Source organism: Micromonospora mangrovicola, assembly GCF_047200535.1.
Lineage (GTDB): Bacteria > Actinomycetota > Actinomycetes > Mycobacteriales > Micromonosporaceae > Micromonospora.
Genome location: NZ_JBJZOG010000019.1, coordinates 38,742 through 60,723, shown reverse-complemented (window position 1 = coordinate 60,723; position 21,982 = coordinate 38,742). Strand labels below are relative to the sequence as shown.

Annotated in this window: 20 protein-coding genes; 7 read left to right on the top strand and 13 right to left on the bottom strand. The window is 73.4% G+C overall.

What is annotated here, in order from left to right; genetic code table 11:
• Window positions 1–63 precede the first annotated feature (63 nt).
• From ACL02O_RS10810 to ACL02O_RS10785, 6 genes are all read right to left on the bottom strand, one after another.
• Window positions 64–1,617, bottom strand: a complete 1,554-nt coding sequence (locus tag ACL02O_RS10810) for a fused MFS/spermidine synthase (protein ID WP_412817865.1) — start codon at window positions 1,615–1,617, stop codon at window positions 64–66.
• A gap of 36 nt (window positions 1,618–1,653) precedes the next feature.
• Entirely contained in the window at window positions 1,654–2,691 is a 1,038-nt protein-coding gene (locus tag ACL02O_RS10805; protein WP_412817864.1) for a coiled-coil domain-containing protein, read from the bottom strand.
• Window positions 2,692–2,934: 243 nt separating this feature from the next.
• Entirely contained in the window at window positions 2,935–3,744 is an 810-nt protein-coding gene (locus ACL02O_RS10800; protein WP_412817863.1) for an inositol monophosphatase family protein, read from the bottom strand.
• The gene (locus ACL02O_RS10795) at window positions 3,737–4,189 is read right to left on the bottom strand and encodes a response regulator (protein ID WP_412817862.1); all 453 of its coding nucleotides are present in this window, start codon (window positions 4,187–4,189) and stop codon (window positions 3,737–3,739) included. Before ACL02O_RS10795 ends, ACL02O_RS10800 begins: the two co-directional genes overlap by 8 nt.
• Window positions 4,186–5,934 carry a sensor histidine kinase gene (locus ACL02O_RS10790; protein WP_412817861.1) on the bottom strand — a complete coding sequence of 583 codons (1,749 nt, stop codon included), beginning with the start codon at window positions 5,932–5,934 and terminating at the stop codon, window positions 4,186–4,188. The genes ACL02O_RS10795 and ACL02O_RS10790 overlap by 4 nt, the downstream gene beginning before the upstream one ends.
• Complete coding sequence (locus tag ACL02O_RS10785) at window positions 5,931–7,142, bottom strand: PP2C family protein-serine/threonine phosphatase (protein ID WP_412817860.1); 1,212 nt, start codon at window positions 7,140–7,142, stop codon at window positions 5,931–5,933. The genes ACL02O_RS10790 and ACL02O_RS10785 overlap by 4 nt, the downstream gene beginning before the upstream one ends.
• A 295-nt stretch (window positions 7,143–7,437) precedes the next feature.
• On the opposite strand from ACL02O_RS10785, the gene ACL02O_RS10780 reads away from it, so the two are divergent.
• Entirely contained in the window at window positions 7,438–9,819 is a 2,382-nt protein-coding gene (locus tag ACL02O_RS10780; RefSeq protein WP_412817859.1) for a M28 family peptidase, read from the top strand.
• Between the two features lie 4 nt (window positions 9,820–9,823).
• Here ACL02O_RS10780 and ACL02O_RS10775 read toward each other — a convergent pair whose 3' ends face one another.
• Window positions 9,824–9,982 carry a hypothetical protein gene (locus tag ACL02O_RS10775; protein WP_412817858.1) on the bottom strand — a complete coding sequence of 53 codons (159 nt, stop codon included), beginning with the start codon at window positions 9,980–9,982 and terminating at the stop codon, window positions 9,824–9,826.
• 28 nt (window positions 9,983–10,010) lie between these two features.
• Here ACL02O_RS10775 and ACL02O_RS10770 point away from each other — a divergent pair, with 28 nt between their 5' ends.
• The gene (locus tag ACL02O_RS10770) at window positions 10,011–10,652 is read left to right on the top strand and encodes a class I SAM-dependent methyltransferase (RefSeq protein ID WP_412817857.1); all 642 of its coding nucleotides are present in this window, start codon (window positions 10,011–10,013) and stop codon (window positions 10,650–10,652) included.
• Window positions 10,653–10,658: 6 nt separating this feature from the next.
• Here ACL02O_RS10770 and ACL02O_RS10765 read toward each other — a convergent pair whose 3' ends face one another.
• The 3 genes from ACL02O_RS10765 to ACL02O_RS10755 all read right to left on the bottom strand — a co-directional run bounded on the left by ACL02O_RS10765 (window position 10,659) and on the right by ACL02O_RS10755 (window position 12,203).
• The gene (locus ACL02O_RS10765; RefSeq protein ID WP_089005137.1) at window positions 10,659–10,913 is read right to left on the bottom strand and encodes a Smr/MutS family protein; all 255 of its coding nucleotides are present in this window, start codon (window positions 10,911–10,913) and stop codon (window positions 10,659–10,661) included.
• A 58-nt stretch (window positions 10,914–10,971) separates the two neighbouring features.
• Window positions 10,972–11,340: a tetratricopeptide repeat protein gene (locus ACL02O_RS10760; RefSeq protein ID WP_412817856.1), complete on the bottom strand. Its 369-nt coding sequence runs from the start codon at window positions 11,338–11,340 to the stop codon at window positions 10,972–10,974.
• Window positions 11,341–11,432: 92 nt separating this feature from the next.
• Window positions 11,433–12,203, bottom strand: coding sequence for an ROK family protein (locus tag ACL02O_RS10755; protein WP_412817855.1), 771 nt, complete (start codon window positions 12,201–12,203; stop codon window positions 11,433–11,435).
• Window positions 12,204–12,293: 90 nt separating this feature from the next.
• On the opposite strand from ACL02O_RS10755, the gene ACL02O_RS10750 reads away from it, so the two are divergent.
• The 3 genes from ACL02O_RS10750 to ACL02O_RS10740 all read left to right on the top strand — a co-directional run bounded on the left by ACL02O_RS10750 (window position 12,294) and on the right by ACL02O_RS10740 (window position 15,166).
• Complete coding sequence (locus ACL02O_RS10750) at window positions 12,294–13,931, top strand: ABC-F family ATP-binding cassette domain-containing protein (protein WP_412817854.1); 1,638 nt, start codon at window positions 12,294–12,296, stop codon at window positions 13,929–13,931.
• A gap of 38 nt (window positions 13,932–13,969) precedes the next feature.
• Window positions 13,970–14,290, top strand: a complete 321-nt coding sequence (locus ACL02O_RS10745; RefSeq protein ID WP_412817853.1) for a hypothetical protein — start codon at window positions 13,970–13,972, stop codon at window positions 14,288–14,290.
• A 150-nt stretch (window positions 14,291–14,440) separates the two neighbouring features.
• Window positions 14,441–15,166, top strand: a complete 726-nt coding sequence (locus ACL02O_RS10740; protein ID WP_412817888.1) for a class I SAM-dependent methyltransferase — start codon at window positions 14,441–14,443, stop codon at window positions 15,164–15,166.
• A gap of 1 nt (window position 15,167) precedes the next feature.
• Here the strand turns inward: ACL02O_RS10740 and ACL02O_RS10735 are convergent, their stop codons facing one another.
• Window positions 15,168–16,178 carry a LacI family DNA-binding transcriptional regulator gene (locus ACL02O_RS10735; RefSeq protein ID WP_412817852.1) on the bottom strand — a complete coding sequence of 337 codons (1,011 nt, stop codon included), beginning with the start codon at window positions 16,176–16,178 and terminating at the stop codon, window positions 15,168–15,170.
• A 101-nt stretch (window positions 16,179–16,279) separates the two neighbouring features.
• Window positions 16,280–16,417: a hypothetical protein gene (locus ACL02O_RS10730; RefSeq protein WP_412817851.1), complete on the bottom strand. Its 138-nt coding sequence runs from the start codon at window positions 16,415–16,417 to the stop codon at window positions 16,280–16,282.
• 219 nt (window positions 16,418–16,636) lie between these two features.
• Here ACL02O_RS10730 and ACL02O_RS10725 point away from each other — a divergent pair, with 219 nt between their 5' ends.
• Together ACL02O_RS10725 and ACL02O_RS10720 are read left to right on the top strand one after the other, a co-directional pair.
• Window positions 16,637–18,298: a glycoside hydrolase family 10 protein gene (locus ACL02O_RS10725; RefSeq protein ID WP_412817850.1), complete on the top strand. Its 1,662-nt coding sequence runs from the start codon at window positions 16,637–16,639 to the stop codon at window positions 18,296–18,298.
• A gap of 147 nt (window positions 18,299–18,445) precedes the next feature.
• Window positions 18,446–18,985, top strand: a complete 540-nt coding sequence (locus tag ACL02O_RS10720) for a phospholipase (RefSeq protein ID WP_412817849.1) — start codon at window positions 18,446–18,448, stop codon at window positions 18,983–18,985.
• 68 nt (window positions 18,986–19,053) lie between these two features.
• On the opposite strand, the gene ACL02O_RS10715 is transcribed toward ACL02O_RS10720, so the two are convergent.
• Entirely contained in the window at window positions 19,054–21,864 is a 2,811-nt protein-coding gene (locus tag ACL02O_RS10715) for an ATP-binding protein (protein ID WP_412817848.1), read from the bottom strand.
• Between the last annotated feature and the right edge of the window lie 118 nt (window positions 21,865–21,982).

Here is a 21,982-nt window from a genome sequence, read left to right as displayed (position 1 = left end):
CTGTTGCCCGGGGTTGTGCCCCGTACACCTCATGGGTCGAAATCGGTCAGAAATGTCACCCGTTCAGGCGGTCGCGAGGAGCTGGTCCACCGGCGCGTAGTCGTCGGTCAGCACCAGCGCGTCGCCGACGAACCGGGCCAGTTCGTCGCCGTGCAGCAGGCTGGCCGACTCGGGCAGCAGCCGCAACGAGGTCTGGATCCGGGCCAGCGGCAGCGGGGTGTCCGAGGCGACGATCAGAAAGTTCGCGCCGTGCTGTCCGGCGATCGCTCCGGGCGGGGCGATGAGCGCGACGTGCCGGAACTCGGCGGCGACGGTGGCCAGCTCGGCCCGGATGAACCGGTCCGGTGGCAGGTCGATGACGTTCTGCACGTAGATCCCGCCGGGCCGGAGCACCCGCCGGATGTCGGCGGCCATCTCCCGGGTGGCCAGATGCCAGGGGACCACCAGGTGTCCGAAGGCGTCCCCGACGATGAGGTCCCGGCTGTCGGTCGGCTCCGCGCCGAGCAGCACCCGCGCGTCGCCGACCCGGGCACGGAGCCGAGGTCCGGTGCGGACGCCCAGTTCCCGCCGGTCCAGGTCGACCAGGGCGCCGTCGATCTCGAAGACCAGGTTGTCGCTGCCCGGCCGGGTGGCGTCGACGTAGCGCGGGACGGTGAAGCCACCGCCGCCCAGGTGCAGGGCGTCCAGCGGCTGCCCGGACGGCGCGGCCAGGTCGGCGACCAGGCCGATCCACTGGGTGTACGCGTACTTGAGGTGGGTCGGGTCGGCCAGGTCCACGTACGAGTGCTGCGCCGAGTTCAGGTAGAGGTAGCGTCCCTGGGTCCACTGCTCGTCCACCTCGACCCGCGCGCAGTGGTACGCCGTCTCCACGTCGCACGGGTTCGGGGCGACCGCGGACAGCCCCGCCCCGGCCAGGCCGAGCACCGCCAGGGCGGCCCTGGCCCGGGCCGGACCGGGCGGCGTGGTCCCCGCCCGCCGGCGCAGGTACGCCCCGAGCACCAGCCCGCTCAGCCCGAGCACGGCGGCCAGCCCGAGCACTATCACGGTGCTCGGCAGCGCCGCCACCAGCACGAAACCGGTGACCAGGGTGGCGGTGATGCCGCCCAGCGTGCCGATGCCGGAGAGCCGCCCCACCACCTGCCCGGTCCGGCGCAGGTCGGCGAGCTGGAGCTTGACCACCAGCGGGGTCACCCCGGCGAGCAGCGCGGCCGGCACCAGCACCGCCAGCGCGGTCAGCAGGAGCACCGCGCCGGCCGCGCCGCCGCGCAGCACCTCACCGGCGTACCGGACCACGGGGAGGGTCACCGCGGTGGCGATGCCGGCCAGCACCAGGGCCGGGGCGAGCAGGGCACGCGGGTCCCACCGGTCGGCGAGCCACCCGCCCATCCACGCCCCGTACGCGATGGCGCCCAGCGCCATGCCGATGACCGAGCTGGTCACCTGGAGGGTCACCCCGACGTACGGGCCGACCAGCCGGAGCGAGATGGTCTCCAGGACCAGCACGGCCCCGCTGGAGAGGAAGACCAGGAACGCGGCAAGCCCGTTCGGCAGGGCCCGGGGCGGGGTCGGCGCGCCCGGCGCGGACTCCACCACGACATCGGAAGGTGTGCTGCTCACCGTCGCGATGCTACGCAGCGTTCGGGGCCACCCGGGTCAGTACATCGAGATATGAACATGGTTTGTGTGGTCGCCGGCCGGGCTGCCGCCACCGCTGTAGGACCGCCAGCCGGTGTTCGGCATCCAGATCTGCCGGTACCAGATCACGTACATGATGCCGAGGCGGCTGGCGTTGCTCTTGGCCCAGCTCGCGAGGCTGTCCCCGTACGCCTTGTCCCCGCCGGTGGCCGAGACGTCCTCGAAGCCGCCGCTGGCCGCGGAGAAGTCGCAGGCCCGCCCCTTGGGATGCTCGCCGTCGCCGCCGCTGCGGTAGCAGGAGACGTAACGCTTGTAGCCGGCCGCCTTCGCCTGCTGGAGCATGTGCAGGGTGCGCGGCGTGATGCAGCCGGACGTGGTGGGGTCGTCCACCGAGCAGGACTCCGACGGCCACGAGCCGTCCGCGTTGCGCGGCGCGGGCTGGGCCGACGAGGAGCTGCCGCTGAACCCGGAGCCGGCCCCGGAACTCACCTTGGCCAGGGCGATCTCGGCGTCCCGCTTCTTCTTCGCCAGGATCGCGAGCTGCTTCTGCTGCTCGCGCACCTCGGTGTCGATGGCCACCTTGGCCTGGGCCGCCTGGGTCTTGGCCTCGGTCAGGTCGTGCAGCCGCCTGCTCTCCCGCTGGGCCATCACGTCCAGCTCGGCGGCGCGCTTGAGGAAGTCGTCCGGGTCGGAGCTGGCCAGCAGCATCGACACCGGGGTGAGCCGACCCACCCGGTAGGACTGGGCGGCCACCTCGCCCACCTGCGCGGTCAGCTCGACCAGGCCCGCCTCGAGCTGCTTGTACTGCACCGCGAGGGCGGCCTGCCGGCGCTTGGAGTTGTCCAGGCGAGCCTTGGCCTCGATGTGCCCCTTGGCCGCAGCTTCGAGGGCGGCCCGGAGTTGCTTGCTGCCGCCCTCGTCGGGGGCGCTCGGGGTCGGCGCGGCGGCAGCCGCCCCGGCCGGGGCGAGGCCCGCGCCGAGCAGCAGGGCCGTCGCGGTGAGCAGGGCGAGCAACGGCCGGCGGACGCGCCGCCGGATGAGCGTGGTCCTGGGCACGAAAGCGTCCTTCCGTCGACCGCCGGCCCCCGGTTGCCTTGCGCGGCGGCGGCTCCGCCGGCGCCGGACGGCGGCCTGCTGGCGGAGACCGCCGGTCACGATACCGGACCGGGTGCGCCGTGCCCGGCCCACGACCTCGGACGACACCAACCATCGACGTAGCGTGCCGGTGTCGTCGCCGGGAAGTGACGATCATGGGCGGTGGACGGTGGGGGGCCGGCACCACGCCACGCGCGGGACCGGTCAACTGCCCAGCAGCGCCGACCGCACCTCGTCCCAGATCTCCTCGCTCACCGCGACCAGCAGACCCCGGCCGTCGTCCGCGGGATGGTATTCGGCGCCGTCGAAACGCCGGGCCACGCCGCCGGCCTCACGAACCAGCAGGGTGCCCGGGCCGTGGTCCCAGGGCAGCGTGCGCCAGAACAGGACGAACTGCTGCGTCCCGGTGAGCATGTCCAGGTACTCCCGGCCGGCGCAGTGCTGGCCGGGCAGCAGCTCGCCGATCCGCGCGCCACCGGCCTCCACGTCCCGGCGGAAGTCCGCCGGCAGGAACCGGGTCATCGCGGTGCCGCGCAACGCGCCGGCCACCGGGGCCGGCGCGGTGGCCCGCACCGCCGTGCCGTCCAGCCAGGTGCCCGCGCCGGCGCGGCACGCGGCCATCGTCCCGTCCAGCGGGTCGTACACCCAGGAGGCGGCCTCCACGCCGTCGGTCAGCAGCGCCACCATCAGGGCGAACGGCCGCCGGCCGGCGGCGAAGTTGGAGGTGCCGTCGACCGGGTCGACCAACCAGACGTCGCCGGTCCCCCGCAGGTGCCGCAGCAGGTCCGGGTCTTCGGCGACCGCTTCCTCGCCGACCACCACCGAGCCGGGGCGCAGCCGCCGCAGCCGGGCGGAGATGAACTCCTCGGCCCGGCGGTCGGCGACCGTGACCAGTTCGCCGGGCGCCTTCTCGGTGATGTCCGTCTCGTCGAGCCGCCGGAACATCGGCACCACGATCTCCGCCGCGGCCTCCCGCAGCACCGCGCCGACGTCCTCCAGCAGCCGGTCAGCCACGCGGCGGCAGCTTGACCACGCTGACGAAGAACTCGTCGATCTGGCGGACCACCGAGATGAAGCGTTCGAAGTCCACCGGCTTGGTCACGTAGGCGTTGGCGTGCAGCTGGTAGCTGCGCAGGATGTCCTCGTCGGCCTGGGAGGTGGTGAGCACCACGACCGGGATCCGGCAGAGGTTCTCGTCCTTCTTGATCTCCTCCAGCACCTCCCGGCCGTCCCGGCGGGGCAGGTTCAGGTCGAGCAGGATCAGGTCGGGGGTCACCGCGTCCGCGTACTGGCCCTCCCGGCGCAGGTAGGCCAGCGCCTCGGCGCCGTCCGACACGACCGTGAGACGGTTGCGGAGCTTGTGCTCCTCGAACGCCTCCTGGGTCATCAGCACGTCGCCCGGGTCGTCCTCGACCAGCAGGACCTCGATCGGGCTCTTGCCGTCTGCGGGCGCGGTCATCCCACCGTCTCCTTCATGCCACCCGTTGTACCGTCTCCAGCCGCCCCCTCGGGCGTCTCCGCCCGTTCCGCAGTGTCCGACTGCCGGCCGACGGGCGCCGCAGCAAGGGTGCCATCCGCACCGTCGCCGGTCTCCGCCGACTCCCCCGTCGGCTCCGCGCCGGCCGTCGGCTCGGCCTCCGCCCGCGCCGCCTCGACGTCCTCGGGCAGCGCCGGCAGGGTGAACCGGATCGCGGTGCCCTCCTCGGTGTCGGTGTCCACCCAGACCCGACCACCGTGGTACTCCACGATCTTCTTGACGATGGCCAGGCCGATGCCGGTGCCCGGGTACGCGTCCTTGGAGTGCAGCCGCTGGAAGATCACGAAAATCTTGTCGGCGAACTCCGGCTCGATCCCGATGCCGTTGTCCTGGCAGCTGATCTCCCACTCGTCACCGACCAGCCGGGCCGACACGTGCACCCGCGGCGGCGCGTCCGGGCGGCGGAACTTGATCGAGTTGCTGACCAGGTTGGCGAGCAGGTTGGTCAGCAGCGGCTCCTCGCCACGGATCACCGGCAGGTCGTCCCAGATCAACTCGGCGTCGGCGTACTGGCGGGCGGCCTCCGTCTGTGCCGCCACGTCGCCCATCACCTTGTTCAGGTCGACCTCGGCGAAGCCGGTGGTGAGCCGGCCGATCCGGGAGAAGGCGAGCAGGTCGTTGATCAGCCGCTGCATCCGCTGCGCCCCGTCGACGGCGAACGCGATGTACTGGTCGGCCCGCTCGTCGAGCTGGCCCGCGTACCGCCGCTGGAGGAGCTGGCAGAAGCTGGCCACCTTGCGCAGCGGTTCCTGCAGGTCGTGCGAGGCCACGTACGCGAACTGCTCCAGGTCACGGTTGGAGCGGGTGAGCTCCTCGGCCTGCTTCTGGAGCTGGCCGTTGACCCACTCGATCCGTTCCCGCGCCACGCGCACCTCGGCCAGGTCGCTGGCGATCTTCTGCCGCATGGCGTCCACGTCGACGCTGAGGCGGACGAACTCCGGCGGCCCGGAGCCGGTGATCGCGTGCTGGTAGTCGCCCTCGGCGACCTCCCGCACCTGAAGCGCCAGGCCGGCCAGCGGACGGATCACGATCCGGTCGAGGGAGAGCAGCAGCACCGTGCCGGCCACCACGATCACGACCGCGGCGACGATCAGCAGCGCGACCAGCAGGTTGGAGGTCGTCTCGATCCGCCCGACGCCACGCTCCCGCTCGGCCAGGATCTCCTGCTGGAGCGTGCCGACGGACTGGCGGATGTCGTCGAACTGCTGCCGGGACTGGTCGGTGATCAGCGCCTGGGCGGCCTCGCGGCCGTCGCGCTGGGTGCTGTCGATCACCGGCTGCGCCACCGTCCGCTGCCACTCGTCGACCTGCGCGCGGACCGTGTCGAGCTGGGCCCGGACGCGGGGATGGCGGCCGGCCAGCGACTCGATGCCGCGGTAGAGCTCCCGCTCCCGCACCAGGCTGCTGGTGTAACGGTCGAGATCCTCGGTGTCCGCGGTCACCGCGTAGCCACGTACGGCGGTCTCCTCGCTGACCAGTACGCCGAGCAGCTGCTCCGCCTGAGCCCGGGCCGGGCCGGTGCCTTCGAGCACCTGGTCGGAGTAGGCGCGGTTGTTCGCCGCCACCACGGCCTCGGCGGCGGCCAGGCCGACCAGCAGCACGCCCACCAGCGCGACCAGCGCCATGACCCGCCGGCGCAGGGTCCAGCCCTGCCGGTACGTCTTCACCGGCCGCCGCCCCGGGTCACCAGCAGCATGGCCACGTCGTCGGCGAGCGGGCCACCGTTGATCTGCTCGGCCCGTCCGACCAGCCAGGCGGGCAGCTCGGCCAGGGGCACCGAACGGTTGACGGGATCGGCGAGCAGCCCGGTGAGCCCGGACACGTCGAGCCGGTCGTCGCCGGTGCCCACCCGCCCCTCGATGAGGCCGTCGGTGTACATCAGCAGGGACCAGTCATCAGCGTCGAACTCCAGGTCGAAGGCAACGGGCCGGCGGGGTCGGACGCCGAGCAACAGGCCGCCCTTGGCCGGCACCGGGGCGACCTGACCCCTGCTGAGCAGCAGCGGCGGCGGATGCCCGGCGAGCCTCACGATGGCGCGGTTGGCCGCCAGGTCGAGTCGGGCGGTGGCTACGGTGGCGAAGATCTCCTGGAGCCGGCGCTCGCTCATCAGCACCTGCTCCAGGGCGGGCAGCACCTCGTCGTCCGGCACCCCGGCCAGGATCAGCGCGCGCCAGGCCACCCGGAGTTCGACACCGAGGGCCGCCTCGTCCACGCCGTGCCCGCAGACGTCGCCGACGATCAGGTCGATCCGGTCCGGCCGGGTCTGCACCACGTCGTAGAAGTCGCCGCCGATCAGCGCGGCGTGCCGGCCGGGGCGGTAGAAGGTGTGCACCGACACCTCGTCGGTGGCCATCAGCGGCTGCGGCAGCAGGCCCCGCTCCAGGCGGGCGGATTCGGCCTGACGCAGCTCGACCTCGCGCAGCCGGCGGGCGTTCTCGTCGGCCCGCTTGCGCTCCACCGCGTAGCGCAGGGCGCGGGCCAGCAGCACCCCGTCGACCTGCCCCTTGACCAGATAGTCCTGGGCGCCCTCGGCGACCGCGACGATGCCCAGGTGCTCGTCCGAGCGGCCGGTGAGCACACAGACCGCGGCGCCGGTGGACATCTCCAGCACCTGGCGCAGGCCGTCCAGGCCCTGTGCGTCGGGGAGCCCGAGGTCGAGCAGGACGCAGTCGACGCCCATCACCCGCTGCCGGGCCTCGCTGAGGCTGGTGGCGACCAGCAGGTCGATCATGGAGTTGGTCTCGGCGAGCAGCTCGCCGACCAGGAAGGCGTCGCCCTCGTCGTCCTCGACCAGCAGGACCCGCAGCCGCTCGCCGGGCGGCAGGTTGGCGTGAATCCCGGCGCCCGCCTGCGGCACGACGGAGGAACCGGGCATACCGGTCCCCCGGTGCGGCCGGGTCACCGCCGCAAGGCGCGGGAGTTCGCTGGTGATGTCGGGCTCCTTCCGAGTGCCCTGCTGATCCTGTATCAGACCACGGTCGCACACAACACGACCGGAGCTGGCGCGGGCAGGACGAGCGCTCCGCCGTTGGGACAGCGCCAGGGCGGACGACCGATATTACGCCGCCACCGGGGCGGGGGACCGCGCGCACCGGCAGGCGGTGGTGCCTTCGCGGGCTCCGGGGGTGCAGGATGATGCCCACCCCCGACCCATCCCCGAGGAGTTCGAAGTGGGCGCACCCCTCACCCGCCCCGCCGACCGGGCGCTGTCCCGGCCCCGCCGGCGACCGCTCGCCGCGGTGGCCGCGCTCGCCGCGCTGCTCGCCGTCGGCGCGGGCGTCCTGGTCGACCTGGCCACCCCGGCGCCCCGCCCGGCCGACGCGCCGGCGGACCAGTTCAGCGCCGCGCGGGCGTACGAGAACGTGCAGGTCATCGCGGCGCGGCCGCACGTGGCCGGCAGCGCCGCCAACGACCAGGTCCGGGAGCACCTGGTGGGCGTGCTGCGCGGGCTGGGCCTGGAGACCGAGGTGCAGGACACCGTCGCCCCGGAGGCCGGGCAGCTGAGCGGGACCGCCGGTGGGGCCACCCTGGCCCGGGTCCGCAACGTGGTGGCCCGGCTGCCCGGCACCGACTCGACCGGCCGGGTCTTCCTGGTCGCGCACTACGACTCGGTGCAGTCCGGGCCGGGCGGCAACGACGACGCCGCCGGCACCTCCAGCATCCTGGAGGTCGCCCGGGCGCTGACCGCCGGGCCGCGTCCCCGCAACGACGTGGTCTTCGTGCTCACCGACGCGGAGGAAGCCTGCCTCTGCGGCGCCTCGGGGTTCGCCGCCGACCACCCGCTGGCCCGGGACGGCGGGGTGGTGCTCAACCTGGAGGCACGCGGCTCCACCGGCCCGGTGATCATGTTTGAGACGTCCCGGAACAACGCCAAGCTGGTGGACGTGTTCGGCCGCGCGGCACCCCATCCGGTGGGCACCTCGTTCGCGGTGGAGATCTACCGGGCGCTACCGAACGACACCGACTTCACCGCGTTCCTGGACCACGGCTTCGTCGGGCTGAACTCGGCGTACATCGACGGCGGCGCGGTCTACCACTCGCCGCTGGACACCCCGGCGGCGATGGACCGGGGCAGCCTCCAGATGCACGGTGACAACGCCCTCGGCCTGGCCCGCGAGTTCGGCCGCACCGACCTGCGGGACCTGCGCTCCGGGCACGACGACACCTACTTCCCGGTGCCCGGCGGCCTGGTCCGCTACCCCGGCTGGCTCGCCCTGCCGCTGGCCCTGCTCGCCCTGGTCGCCGTCGGCGCGCTCGGCTGGCTGCTGGTCCGGCGTGGCCGGGCCACCGCCTGGACGCTCGTGGGGGGTGTCGGCCTGACCCTGGTGCCGGTCGTGGTCGCCCCGCTGGGCGCGTGGCTGCTCTGGACCACGATCACCACCATCCGCCCCCGCTACGCCGAACTGCTCGACCCGTACCGGCCGGTCTGGTACCGGCTCGCCGTGGTGGCGCTCGCCGCCGCGGTCCTGTTCGCCTGGTACGTGCTGACCCGCCGCCGGTTCGGCCCGGCCGCCCTCGCCTTCGGTGGGCTGGCCTGGCTGGCGCTGTTCGGGGTGCTGCTGGCCGCCGCGGTGCCCGGCGGGGCGTACCTGACCACCCTGCCGGCGCTGGCCGGCGCGGCCGCCGGGCTGGCGGCGCTGACCACCCGGCAGGACGGCCCGTGGCCGGTGGTCGCGGTGACCCTGGCCGGCGCGGTGGCCGTGGTCATCCTGCTGCCCACCGTGGTGCTGCTCTTCCCGGCGCTCGGCATGGCGATGGGTGCGGTGGCGGCGCTCTTCGCGGTACTGCTCGGGCTGGCCGCGCTGCCGGTGGTCGACCTGCTGCACCCGCAGGCCGGCGGCCAGCGGGGCCTGGGCGCGTTGCGGGCCCGCCGGCTGGGCGCGGTGCCGGCCGTCGCCGCCGCGCTCGCCGCCGTGGTGCTCGCCGGGGTCGGCCTGGCCGTGGACCGCTTCGACGCCGCCCACCCAGTGCCGACCCACCTGATGTACGCGCTGGACGCGGACACCGGAGAGGCGCGGTGGCTCAGCCACGAGGGCGACCCGCAGCCCTGGACCGACGGCTACGTCAACGGCACCGTCGACGTCTCGGACGAGTTTCCCGGCCTCGGCGACGGTGAGCTGCGCGCCGGCCCGGCCCCAGCGGCGAACCTGCCCGCCCCGAAGGTCGAACTGCTCTCCGACACCGAGGCGGCCGACGGCGACCGGCGGATCCGGGTACGGATCGTTCCGCAGCGTCCCGTCCGCCTGCTCTCGCTGCACCTCAACGGCGACGCGCTGGGCAGCGGCGGGCTGAGCGCGGCCACCGTCGCCGGACGATCCGTCGACGTGGCAGACCTGCGGTCGCTGGGCTTCGTCTTCCACGCGCCGCCGCCGGAGGGGGTCGAGGTCGACCTGACCTTCGACGCCAGCGGCAACAAGCTGCGGCTGCGGGCGATGGACGCCAGCGACGGCCTGGACCAGCTGCCCGGTTTCCGTCCCCGACCCGCCGACGTGGGGATCGTCGGCTCGCACAGCTCGGAGATGCTCGCTGTGGCGAAGACGTACGAGTTCTGACCGGTCACCGGGTCCGGTGGGCGGCGCCGAGGGTGTTCAGGCCGACTCCCCAGAGCAGGAGGACGGTGAGCCACTGCGCCCAGCGCAGCGGGGTCATCTCGCCGGAGAGCAGGTTGCGAACCGTGGCGTAGGGGGCGAGCCAGCCCTGGGCGGGGCGACGCACCCGGCGGTCACCGCACTAGGGTGCCGGGATGACCGTCGACAGCTGGCTCGCCGACACCCGGACGTCCTACGACACCGTGGCGGAGAGCTACGCCGACATGCTGCGCGACGCGCTCGCCGACGCGCCGTACGAGCGGGCGATCCTGGGGCTCTTCGCCGAGCTGGTCCAGGCCCGGGGTGGCGGCGCCGTGGCCGACGTCGGGTGCGGGCCGGGGCGGCTCACCGCCCACCTGCACCGCCTCGGTCTCGACGCCTTCGGCGTCGACCTCTCCCCCGCCATGATCGACGTTGCTCGACGGGACCACCCGGACCTGCGGTTCGAGGTGGGTTCGATGACCGACCTCGATCTCGCCGACTCCTCCGTCGCCGGCCTGCTCGCCTGGTTCTCCCTCATTCACGTCCCGGACGAGGAGGTCCCGGCGGTGCTCGCCCACTTCCACCGCGTGCTGCGTCCCGGGGGTGTCGCGCTGCTGGGCTTTCACGTCGGCGACGAGCACCGGCTGAAGACGCAGGGCTACGGCGGCCACCCGATGAAGGTGTACGTCCACCGGCGTCCCGCCGAGCGGGTGGCTGCCTGGTTGTGCGACGCCGGGTTCACCGTCGAGGCCCAACTGCTGCATCGGCCGGACGAGAACCGGCACGGGGCGTTCCTCTACGCCCGCCGGCCGTAGTCCAGGTTACTTCCAGCGGAAGTGGACGAAGAGGCGGCCGAAGTTCTTCGAGTCCTTCTCGACCCGGTGGTAGAGCTGCTTCACGTCCTTCTGGTCGAGGAACCGCAGCACCTTCTTCTTGAGCTGGCCGGAGCCCTTGCCGGGGATGATCTCCACCAGGGTGGCCTTCTTCGCCACCGCCTCGTCCATGATGTCGCGCAGGGCGCGGTCGATCTCGTAGCCCTTGTTGTAGATCTCGTGGAGATCGAGCTTGAGCTTCACGGAACCATCCTAGAGACGACGAAAGGCAGCCCGCCCGGGCTGCCCGTCGTCACGTTCGTCAGCGGGTGCCGCCGACCTTGCCCTCCACCCGGCGCAACGCCGCCGCATAGTCGGCGTTGGTCGAGTACATGGCCGCCGCGATGCGCAGGTGCCGCAGCGCGTCGGCGGGCCGGTTCATCCGCTCCAGGGTGCGGCCCAGCACGTGGTGCGCGTAGTGGTCACTCGGGTCCCGGTCGACCAGCTCACGCAACTGCTCCTCGGCCCGGCCGAGCTGGGCCGACTGGAAGTACGCGCGAGCCAGCAACTGCCGTACCGAGGAGTTGCCGGGTTCGGCCTCGACGATCGGCTCGAGCAGCCGGGCCGCTCCGGTCGGGTCACCCGCTTCGAAGAACATGGTCGCCCGCCGGTATTCCGCCAGAAGATCCACTCGACCCACCTCCTCGTGTCGCGCCGCCCTCATGTCCGACGCTGACACAACACCAGCCGTACCGCGAGTGTTCCGGCGGGCGGAAATCGCGCTCAGGGGGTCGGATCGTACTGGTCGCCCACGAGGTCCCAGGCCCGGACACCGCCCACGATTCCGGCCGTGTTCGGGACGACCACGACGTCGTCGCCCATCCGGGTGAGTTGCTCCGGCCGGATCAGACGGGAGTTGCCGCCGCCGAGATAGAGCCGGTCCCAGCGGAAGACCGGGCGCAGGCCGTCCACCACCTGCCGGATCCGCCGCGACCAGAAGGCGTCCCCCAGGCGCCGGCGTTCCGGCTCGCCGACGTACGTGTCGTAGGTGGTGTTCCAGCGCACCGGCGCGTGCGACAGCTCCAGGTGCGGGGCGAGCATCCCGCCGTCGAAGAGCGCGCTGCCCAGGCCGGTGCCGAGGGTCAGCACCAGCTCGCAGCCGGTCCCGGCGACCACCCCCGCGCCGTGCACCTCGGCGTCGTTGAGCACCAGCGCCGGGATCCCGAACGCCTCCGCGAGGGCGGTGCGCGCGTCGTACCCGGACCACTCGGCGGCCAGCGACGGGTCGACCTTGCTGCGCGGGCCGGAGCGGGTGACGTAGTGCGGGGTGGCCACCACCACGCCGTGCCGGATCATGCCGGGCATGCCCACGGTGAGCCGGTCCGCAGCCGGCAGGCGGCCGCCCAGTCCGAGCAGCGTCTTGACGAAGAGCGCGGGTGGCAGCGGGTACGGCGTGGGGACGCGGAGCGGCTTGGCCCGCATCGTCCCCGCGGCATCCAGCACGGATGCCTTGATCCCGCCGCCGCCGCAGTCGATCGCCAGAGTGGTCACCACGGGAGTGAGTCTCCCTCACCTCCGTCGCGCCGCGAGGCCCGGTCGATCCGATCGGCCCCGGATCGTCGCCTGGGTAGGCTCGGTCTCCTCATGAGCGCCACGTTGATCGCCAAGGACCTCACCGCCGGCCACGGTGACCGCCTGCTCTTCGCCGACCTGGACCTGGTCGTCGCCCCCGGCGACGTGATCGGGCTCGTCGGGGTGAACGGCGCCGGCAAGTCCATGCTGCTGCGGACCCTCGCCGGGCTTCAGCCCCGGGAGCAGGGCTCGGTGTCGTTGAGCCCGCCCACCGCCACGGTCGGCTACCTTCCGCAGGAACCGGAGCGGCGGCCGGGTGAGACGGTCCGCGACTTCCTGGCCCGGCGGACCGGGGTGGCCGCGGCGCAGGTCGCGCTTGACGCCGCCACCGAGGCGCTCACCGCCGGGGCCGAGGGCGCCGACGACGCGTACGCCGGGGCGCTGGAGCGCTGGCTCGACCTGGGCGGCGCGGACCTGGACGAGCGTGCCGAGCAGATCGCCGCGGAGCTGGGGCTCACCGTCGACCTGGACCACCCGACGACCGCCCTCTCCGGTGGCCAGGCGGCCCGGGCCGGGCTGGCGTCCCTGCTGCTCAGCCGCTACGACGTCTTCCTGCTCGACGAGCCCACCAACGACCTGGACCTGGCCGGGCTGGACCGGCTGGAACGGTTCGTCACCGGGCTGCGGGCGGGGACGGTACTGGTCAGCCACGACCGGGAGTTCCTGACCCGGACGGTGACCCGGGTGCTGGAGCTGGACCTGCACCAGCGGCAGGTCCGGCACTACGGCGGCGGCTACGCCGCGTACCTGGAGGAGCGGGAGGTGGCCCGCCGGCACGCCCGCGAGGAGTACGAGGATTACGCCGACACCCGGGGCGAGCTGGAGGCGCGGGCCCGGATGCAGCGGGCCTGGATGGAGAAGGGCGTGAAGAACGCCCGGCGCAAGGCCACCGACAACGACAAGATCGGCCGCAAGTTCCGCGCCGAGTCCACCGAGAAGCAGGCGGCGAAGGCCAAGCAGACCGCGCGGCTGATCGAGCGGCTGGAGGTGGTCGAGGAGCCCCGCAAGGAGTGGGAGCTGCGGATGGAGATCGCCGCCGCGCCCCGCGCCGGCGCCGTCGTGGCCTCGCTCCGCGGTGCCGTCGTACGCCGGGGCGGCTTCACCCTCGGCCCGGTGGACCTCCAGGTCGACTGGGCCGACCGGGTGGCGATCACCGGGGCGAACGGCTCCGGCAAGAGCACCCTGCTCGCCGCGCTGCTGGGCCGGCTGCCGCTGGACGAGGGGTACGCGGCGCTCGGCCCCGGCGTGGTGGTGGGCGAGGTCGACCAGGCACGCGGGCTCTTCCTCGGCGATCAGCCGCTGGTGGACGCCTTCGGCGCCGCCGTGCCCGAGCTGACCCCGGCCGACGTGCGGACGCTGCTGGCCAAGTTCGGGCTGCGCGCGGACCACGTGCTGCGGCCGGCCGCCACCCTCTCCCCCGGCGAGCGGACCCGCGCCGCGCTGGCGCTGCTCCAAGGGCGCGGGGTGAACCTGCTGGTGCTGGACGAGCCGACCAACCACCTGGACCTGCCGGCGATCGAACAGCTGGAGTCGGCCCTGGCCACGTACCCGGGGACCCTGCTGCTGGTGACCCACGACCGGCGGATGCTGGACGCGGTGAGCGTCAACCGGCGGATCCGGGTGGCGGCCGGACGGATCGCCGAGGATTGATCCGTGCCGGTCCGGTCGTGCCGGGTGAGAATGACCTCATGCTCAAGTGGGAGTACGCGCTGCTGGTCCGCCGCCGCCAGGCCGCCGCCACGGACCTCGGGTGGGAGGTCGTCTTCATCTGGTACGGCCCGGACGGCTCGATGGTCGACGTCACCCCGTACGGCGACACCGCGGTGGCCCACCTGAACCGGGCCGGTGACCAGGGCTGGGAACTGGTCGCGATGAGCGAGGACCCGTCCCTGTCCGGCAACAACGAGCTGCACCGCTACCACCTCAAGCGGCCCAAGGCGGCCGCCCCGCAGCCGCGCCAGCGGATGCGGGGTGCCGGCCGGCCGACACGCCGCACGATCGCCGGCTGACCGCCACCCCGCCCCGGCGCTGCGCGGCGACGGTCCGACCGCGCCGCGCCGGTCGGCTGGGGCGGGGCGGGGATAGCCCGCGCCACGATGAGGCGGTGGATCCAGGCATACCGGGCGCGGATGCGGGTATCGCGCGCCCGGAGGTGGCGCATGGTGGCGATGGGGCAATCCGCACCCTCGGCCGAGCGGCTGACCACGGCCGACGGGTACCTCGCCGAGGCGTGGGCCGACCTGGCCGCGCACGACGACCGGCTGCGCGGGCTCGCCGTCGAGGTGCGCTTCGACCGGGGCGTGGCGCACCTGACCGGCGAGGTCGCCGACCTGGCCGACCTGCGGCTGCTCCGGGACCTGGTGGGCCGCCTCGCCGGGGTGCTCGGCGTGTGGTGCCGGGTGGGCGTCGCGGGCCGTGACCCGGTGGTGGTGGACCTGGGCTGCGGGGCCACCAAGCAGTGGCCGGGCAACCTGGGCCTGGACATCTACCCGGCGGCCGGGGTGGACGCGGTCGCCGACCTGTCCGGATCGCTGCCGCTCGCCGACGACTCGGTGGACGTCTTCTTCGCGGTGCACATCCTGGAGCACCTGATCGACTTCCTGCCGCTGCTCGACGAGTGCCACCGGGTGCTGCGGCCGGGCGGCGTCCTGCACGTGATGAGCCCCTGGTGGCGGCACGTGAACGCGGTGGCCGACCCGACCCACGTACGGCTGCTGGACGTGCAGACCTTCAAGGGCATCTGCGGTCAGCGCCCGCCGGGCACCCCGCGCTGGTACCCGCTGCACGCCAGCTGCGACGGCGCTTCCGTCTTCGCCGACCTCACGCCGCTCCCGCCCGACGCCCCCGGACCGTCCCGGGGCCACCTGGCCCGCTTCTTCGACTGAGCTACCGGAGGGCGGGGGCGCTCTCGCGCAGGGCGATCCGGTGGGGGGCGACGATTTCCCTCGGCGGGCCGTCCGCGTCTCCCGCGAGGCGGCTGGCGAGCAGGTCGACGGCGAGGCGGGCGATGCCCTCCTTGTCCGGCGAGACGGTGCTGAGCGTGGGGACGGAGAAGCGGCCGTCCTCGATGTCGTCGAACCCGGCCACCGCCACGTCCCCGGGCACGCGCAGCCCGGCCTCGTGCAGCGCGCGCAGGGCGCCGAGGGCAAGGGTGTCGTTGAAGCAGAAGACGGCGTCGGGGCGTACGCCGGAGGAGAGCAGGCGCCGCATGGCGGCCGCGCCGTCCGCGCGGCGCCAGGCCGGCGCGGACGCCACCAGCCGCTCGTCGTAGCCGATGCCGGCCTCGGCCAGCGCGGCGGTGTAGCCGGCCAGCCGGAGCCGGGCGCCGGCGTCCTCGGGGGTGTGCTGCGCGCCGAGCGCGGCGATCCTGCGGCGGCCGAGCCCGACCAGGTGGGCGGTGATCTGCCGGGCGGCGGCAACGTTGTCCACCGCCACGTGGTCGGCGGCGCCGTGCTCGACCCGCTCGCCGAGCAGCACGATGGGCAGCCCGGCGAGGCCGGCGAGGTCGTCGCCGCCGAGCGCGCGCGGGCTGAGGATCAGCCCGTCGATCATGTGGTCGACCACCCCGCTGGCGGCCTTGCACTCCTGCTCGTGCCCGCCGCCGGTCTGGTCGATCAGCACCGTCCAGCCATGCCCGGCGGCGGCGGTGACCACGTGCCGGGCCAGCTCGGCGAAGTACGGCAGGTCCAGCTCCGGCACGGCCAGGGCGATCACCCCGGTCCGTCCCTTGCGCAGGTTGCGGGCGGAGAGGTTGGGCCGGTAGCGCAGCGCGGCGATGGCCTGCTCGACCCGGGCCCGGGTGTCCGGGCGGACATGCTGGTAGCCGTTGACCACGTTGGACACGGTCTTCACCGACACACCGGCCCGTTCCGCGACGTCCTTCAGCCTCGGTCGCACCGGCGGTCCTCCCCCTGTCGGTGAGCTGCCGGCACTGTACCGTCGCGGCGCTTCCCGCCGCCCCCACCTCGGGTCGGTGAAAGGAAGCGCCGCGTGGGGGGTCAGCCCGCGGCGGCGGGCTCGCGGGATTCCCTGGCCGCACCGGCCCGCTCCCGCCGGGCCAGGCGGTTGCGCCGGTAGCCGTATCCGAAGTAGATGAGGCCGCCGACCAGCATCCAGGCGAGGAACCGACCCACCACTTCCGGTATCGGAAAGTTCACGGTCGGGCGTGTGGCCCGGGTCACCCTCACACGTTCGGCCCGACCCGCGGATCGATCCGCCCCGAGGTCTTGCGCCGCCCGCGGAATAGTGAAAGTTTTCTACCCGCGACTGATGTTCTGCGGCGAATCTTTCCGGATGCGTCCGGCGTCGGTCGTCACCCGACAGTTCCCGGGAGCCCCAACGAAGGGACCGACCGCATGAAGGCAACTCGGCTCGCAGCCGCCGGGCTGGCCGTGACGCTGTTCGGCGCGCTCGTCGCCGGCACCCCCGCGGCCGCCGCCGAAACCGACACCACGTCCGATACCACCACGAACACCTGCGTCACCGACCCCGCCACGCCCAAGCGACAGTTCCGGGCCATGTGGATCGCCTCGGTGGTGAACATCGACTGGCCCAGCAAGGCCTCCCAGACCGCTCCGGACCAGGTCGCCAAGCAGAAGGCGGAGTACCTGGGCTGGCTCGACCTGGCGCAGCAGCTGCACCACAACGCCGTGGTGGTGCAGGTCCGCCCGACCGCCGACGCGTTCTGGCCGTCGCAGTACGAACCCTGGTCGGAGTACCTGACCGGGGTGCGCGGCCAGAACCCCGGCTGGGACCCGCTGGCCTTCCTCGTCGAGGAGTCGCACAAGCGAAACCTGGAGTTCCACGCCTGGTTCAACCCGTACCGGGTCTCCATGCCGGCCCCGAGCGGCGCCGGCGCGGACCTGTCGAAGCTGGCCCCGGACGCCCCCGCCCGGCAGCACCCGGACTGGGTGTTCGCGTACCCGCCGGCCGGGGCCGCCGGCAGCCGGCTCTACTACAACCCGGGCATCCCCGAGGTCCGCGAGTTCGTCCAGACCGCGATGATGGACGCGGTCAACCGGTACGACATCGACGGCGTGCACTTCGACGACTACTTCTACCCCTACCCGAGCGGCAGCTACCAGGTGCCGGACGACGCCACCTTCGCCCAGTACAACCGGGGCTTCACCGACCGGGCCGACTGGCGGCGGGACAACATCAACCTGCTGATCCAGGAGATGGGCGCGAAGATCAAGGCGGCCAAGCCGTGGGTGAAGTTCGGGGTCAGCCCGTTCGGCATCTGGCGCAACAAGAGCGCGGACCCGAACGGCTCGGACACCACCGGCAGCCAGTCGTACGACATCATCTCCGCCGACACCCGCAAGTGGGTCAAGGAGGAGTGGATCGACTACGTGGTACCGCAGCTCTACTGGTACATCGGTCAGTACCCAGCCGCCGACTACGCCCGGCTGGTGCCCTGGTGGGCGGAGCAGGTGCGCGGCACCCGCGTCCAGCTCTACATCGGCCAGGCCGACTACAAGAGCGGTGAGCCGGCGTACGGGTCGTACTGGATGAACCCGTACGAGCTGTCGAACCACCTGACGCTCAACCGGTCGTACCCGGAGGTGCTCGGCAACGTGCACTTCTCGGCGGTGCAGGTGAAGGCGAACCGGCTCGGGGCCACCGACATCTACGCGGCCGAGCACTACTCCCGCCCGGCCCTGGTGCCGGCGATGTCCCAGCTCCCGTCGCGACCGCTGCTCGCTCCGGTGGTCACCGCCGCCGAGCGGCAGGCCGACGGCGTACGCCTGAGCTGGCGGCAGCCGGCGAACGGCGACGGCCCGCTCGGCACCGCCACCTCGTACGCCATCTACCGCTTCGACGGCACCGGTCTCGCCGACCGGTGCGACTTCGCCGACGCGTCCCACCTGGTCGCCACCGTCCGCGGCACGGACGGCGACAGGCAGTCCTGGGTGGACACCACGGCGGCGGCCGACGCGCGCTACACCTACTACGTGAGCGCGGTGGACCGGTCCTGGAACGAGGGCCCGGTCAGCCCGCCGCGCTTCGTGAACTGAGGTCGACCGAATGCCCCGGACGCCCGGCGTCCGGGGCATTCGTCTGTTTCAACGCATGTCACCAACTGTTCAGTGCGGGCATCGCCCGAGGTTCGGTAATCGATCGAAACTGGTCGACATCCTGACCCACACCCCGGGGAGGTACCCGTGACCCGACGCCTCGTCACCCTGCTCGCCGCCGGCACGATCGCACTGCTCACCGCCGTGGGCGTGGCCACCCCCGCCGCCGCCGCAGTAAGCACCGAGCAGAAGCTCTCCGTCCTGTACAGCTGGACCCAGACCAGCGCGACGAGCTACAACGCCTGGAACGCCGGCCGGCTCAACAAGGCCGCCTGGGCCGACTACAACTTCGACTGGTCGACCGACTACTGCTCATCCAGCCCGGACAACCCGCTCGGCTTCAACTTCAGCCTCTCCTGCTACCGGCACGACTTCGGCTACCGCAACTACAAGGCGATGGGCCAGTTCTCCGCCAACAAGTCACGGCTGGACAGCGCGTTCTACGCCGACCTGAAGCGGGTCTGCGCCACGTACAACATCGTCGTCCGGCCCGCCTGCTACAGCCTGGCCTGGACGTACTACGAGGCGGTCAGCATCTTCGGCTCGGTCGCCGCGGTGCAGCAGGCCGACATCGACCGCGCGGCCCGGATCAAGGCCGACGCCGAGCGCCGCGCCGCGCGCCACTGACCCTTCCCCCCTCAGCCGCCCCCGTCGGCCGGGAGGTTCGCGCCGGCATACCGATGCGAACCTCCCGGTCAACCCGTCGTGGAGCGGGGCGAGGCGGGGCGGCGGGGGGTCGGGGCGGTGAAGCGGGGCGAGTCGGCGGCCAGGTCCGGATGCTCCACCTCGAGGGCCAGCGCCGCCGCCTCCTCCAGGGCCAGCTCGCCGCCGGACGCGTACGCGGCGTCGAACGCCCCGTCGCCGAGCACCCGACGCACCTCCACCTGCTGCTCCGACCAGTACCTCCCGTAGAGGCCCGGGGTGGCGCGCAGATTGGCCCGGGTGGCCTGGGCCGCGCCGAAGAGCCGGGCCGCGGTGAGCGGATCGCCGCCCAGCGCGCAGCGCACTGCGATCGCGTTCAACGTGTCGCAGGCCCGCCCCAGATAGCCGTGACCCATCCGGGAGCGGAGCGCCACCAGCAGGTGCTCGTGCGCGGCGACCAGGTCCCCCCGGGCCAGCGCCACCATGCCGAGCAGCATGTCCACCGACCGCCGGCCCCGCTCGACCGGGCGGGCCGCCTCCACCGGCCGGGCCGCCCCCAGCAGCTCGGCCGCCTCGTCCAGCGCGCCCCGGCGCCAGAGCAGCTCGGCGAGGTTGTAGATCGCCAGCAGCGCGTCGGCTACCACGTCCTGCCCGTACGCCCAGTCGATGACCTCGCGACAGACCCGCTCCGCCTCGGCGAACTGTCCCATGTCGACCAGCGGGGCGGCCCGGCCCGCCAGCACCCGGGCCAGCAGCCCCAGGTCACCGGCCTGCCGGGCGGCCGCCTCGGCCCGCTGCGAGTAGCGCAGCTCCTCGCCGAACTCGCCGTCCGCACCGGCGTGCAGCGAGTGCATGTGGTACGCCGCCGCCAGCTCCGCCTCCGGGATCGACTCGCCGGTCTCGGCGATCCGGCCGTAGAGCCGGAACAACCAGAGCCGCCCCTCCCGGGCCAGCCCCCGCTCCCGCCACCACTGGTCCAGCCCGCCGGCCAGCCGGAGCCCCGACCGGGCGCTGCCGCCCGTGGCGCACCAGCGCAACGCGGCCCGCAACTCCCCGGCGAGCGGATCCAGCGCGTACAGGGAGAGCGTGACCGGACGGCCGTCCGGGCCCAGGTGGGCGCGCTCCAGGGCGTGCCGGGACCAGGCGACGTGCCGGTCCCGGGCGGTCTGCTCCTCGCCGGCCTCGACCAGCCGGCGGGCCGCGTACGCCCGGATCGGGTCGAGCATCCGGTAGGTGCTGCCGGTGGCGTGCGGCTCGGCCAGCACCATCGACTTGTCCACCAGCACGGAGAGCGGATCGAGCGGATCGTCGTCGAGCAGCCACTGCACGGTCGACAGGTCCACCGGGCCGGCGAAGACCGCCAGCCAGCGCAGCAGCCGGGCCGGGCGCACCCCCAACGTCCGGTACGACCAGGTCACCGCGGCCTGCATGGTCAGGTGACGTTCGCTGGCCGAGCGCTGCACGGCCCGGGTGGCCGGAGGCGGCGGAGCGGCCCCGGTCGCGGCGGCCACCAGGTCGACCGTGTCCTGCTGGTTGCCGCACCAGCCGGCCTCCGCCGAGGGCGGCTCGGGCTCCTCCCGGCCGGCATCCAGCGTGCCCAGCATGTCGTCGAGGCGCTCGGCGAGCTGGCCGGCCGAGAGCACCCGCAGCCGGGCCGCGGCCAGTTCGATGGCGAGCGGCAGCCCGTCCAGCCGGCGGACCACCCGACGCAGATCGGCCTGCTCGGCGGGGGCCGGCGGCCGGCCACCCCGGGCCGCCGCCGTCCGGTCCAGCAGCAGGGCCACCGCGTCGCTCTCCCCGCCGTCCGGACCGGGGTGCACCGAGAGCGGGGGAATCCGCCAGACCACCTCGCCGGGCAGCCCGAACGACTCCCGGCTGGTGGCGAGCACCCGCACGCCCCGGCCACCGGCCAGCAGCCGGGAGATCGCCTCGGCCGAGGACGCCGGCTGGGCGTCGCAGGTGTCCAGCACGATCAGCATTCGGCGGGCGGCCGCGTACTCGACCAGGGTGTCCACCATCGGGCGGCCGGGCTCCGACCGGAGCCCGAGCACGGCGGCGATCTCGAACGCCACCAGGCCCGGGTCGGTCACCGCGGCGACGTCGACGAACCACACCCCGTCCGGGTACGCCTCGACGACCCCCGAGGCCAGCTCCACCGCCAGCCGCGTCTTGCCGGCCCCGCCCGCGCCCAGCACGGTCACCAGGCGGTACGTGTCGACCAGCCGCCGCAGCTCGGCGCGTTCCGCCTCCCGGCCGACGAACGAGGTGACCTGGGTGGGCAGGTTGTGCGCCACCGCGTCGGCGGTACGCGGGCGCGGGAAACTCCGCTCCAGACCGGACGCCACCAGCTGGAACAGGCGCTCCCGGTCGTCGAAGCCGCGCAGCCGGTGCAGCCCGAGGTCCAACAGGGACGCCCCGGCCGGCAGCGGGTCGGCGTGCCGGGCGGTGGCGGCCGAGCAGAGCACCTGCCCACCGTGGGCGGCGGCGGCGACCCGGGCGGCGCGATGCACCTCGGGGCTGGCGTACTCACCGTCGCGGGGCTCGGCGTACCCGGTGTGCAGGCCCATCCGCACCCGGGGCGCGGCCTCGGGAGTGGGCCAGTCGTGGCTGGCCAGCGCGCGCTGCGCGGTCAGACAGGCGGCCAACGCGGTGGCCGCGTCGCCGAACGCGAGGAAGAACGAGTCCCCCTCGGTCAGCAGCTCCGCCCCGTCGGTGCCGGCCAACGTGTCGCGCAGCAGCCGCCGGTGTTCCCGCAGCACCGGGCGATAACCCGGACCGAGCAGCTGGGCCAGTCGCGTCGAGCCCTCGATGTCGGTGAACACGAAGGTCACCCATCCGCTCGGGAGGTGGATCCGTGGCGACATGCGTGGAACCTCCGCCCCCTGACGTCGGGTTCATGTTGCCCTATGGTCAGGCCGTCACGCATCGTGAGAACGGTCGGGCAGATTCCGACTCAAGGTGCCAAAGGATCACACCGCCGGC

Coding starts and splice junctions, on each gene's coding strand:
- ACL02O_RS10795 (WP_412817862.1), bottom strand. CDS start 4,189: ATGACCGCGCCCGCAGACGGCAAGAGCCCGATCGAGGTCCTGCTGGTC.
- ACL02O_RS10785 (WP_412817860.1), bottom strand. CDS start 7,142: ATGCCCGGTTCCTCCGTCGTGCCGCAGGCGGGCGCCGGGATTCACGCC.
- ACL02O_RS10770 (WP_412817857.1), top strand. CDS start 10,011: ATGACCGTCGACAGCTGGCTCGCCGACACCCGGACGTCCTACGACACC.
- ACL02O_RS10750 (WP_412817854.1), top strand. CDS start 12,294: ATGAGCGCCACGTTGATCGCCAAGGACCTCACCGCCGGCCACGGTGAC.
- ACL02O_RS10745 (WP_412817853.1), top strand. CDS start 13,970: ATGCTCAAGTGGGAGTACGCGCTGCTGGTCCGCCGCCGCCAGGCCGCC.
- ACL02O_RS10740 (WP_412817888.1), top strand. CDS start 14,441: ATGGTGGCGATGGGGCAATCCGCACCCTCGGCCGAGCGGCTGACCACG.
- ACL02O_RS10725 (WP_412817850.1), top strand. CDS start 16,637: ATGAAGGCAACTCGGCTCGCAGCCGCCGGGCTGGCCGTGACGCTGTTC.
- ACL02O_RS10715 (WP_412817848.1), bottom strand. CDS start 21,864: ATGTCGCCACGGATCCACCTCCCGAGCGGATGGGTGACCTTCGTGTTC.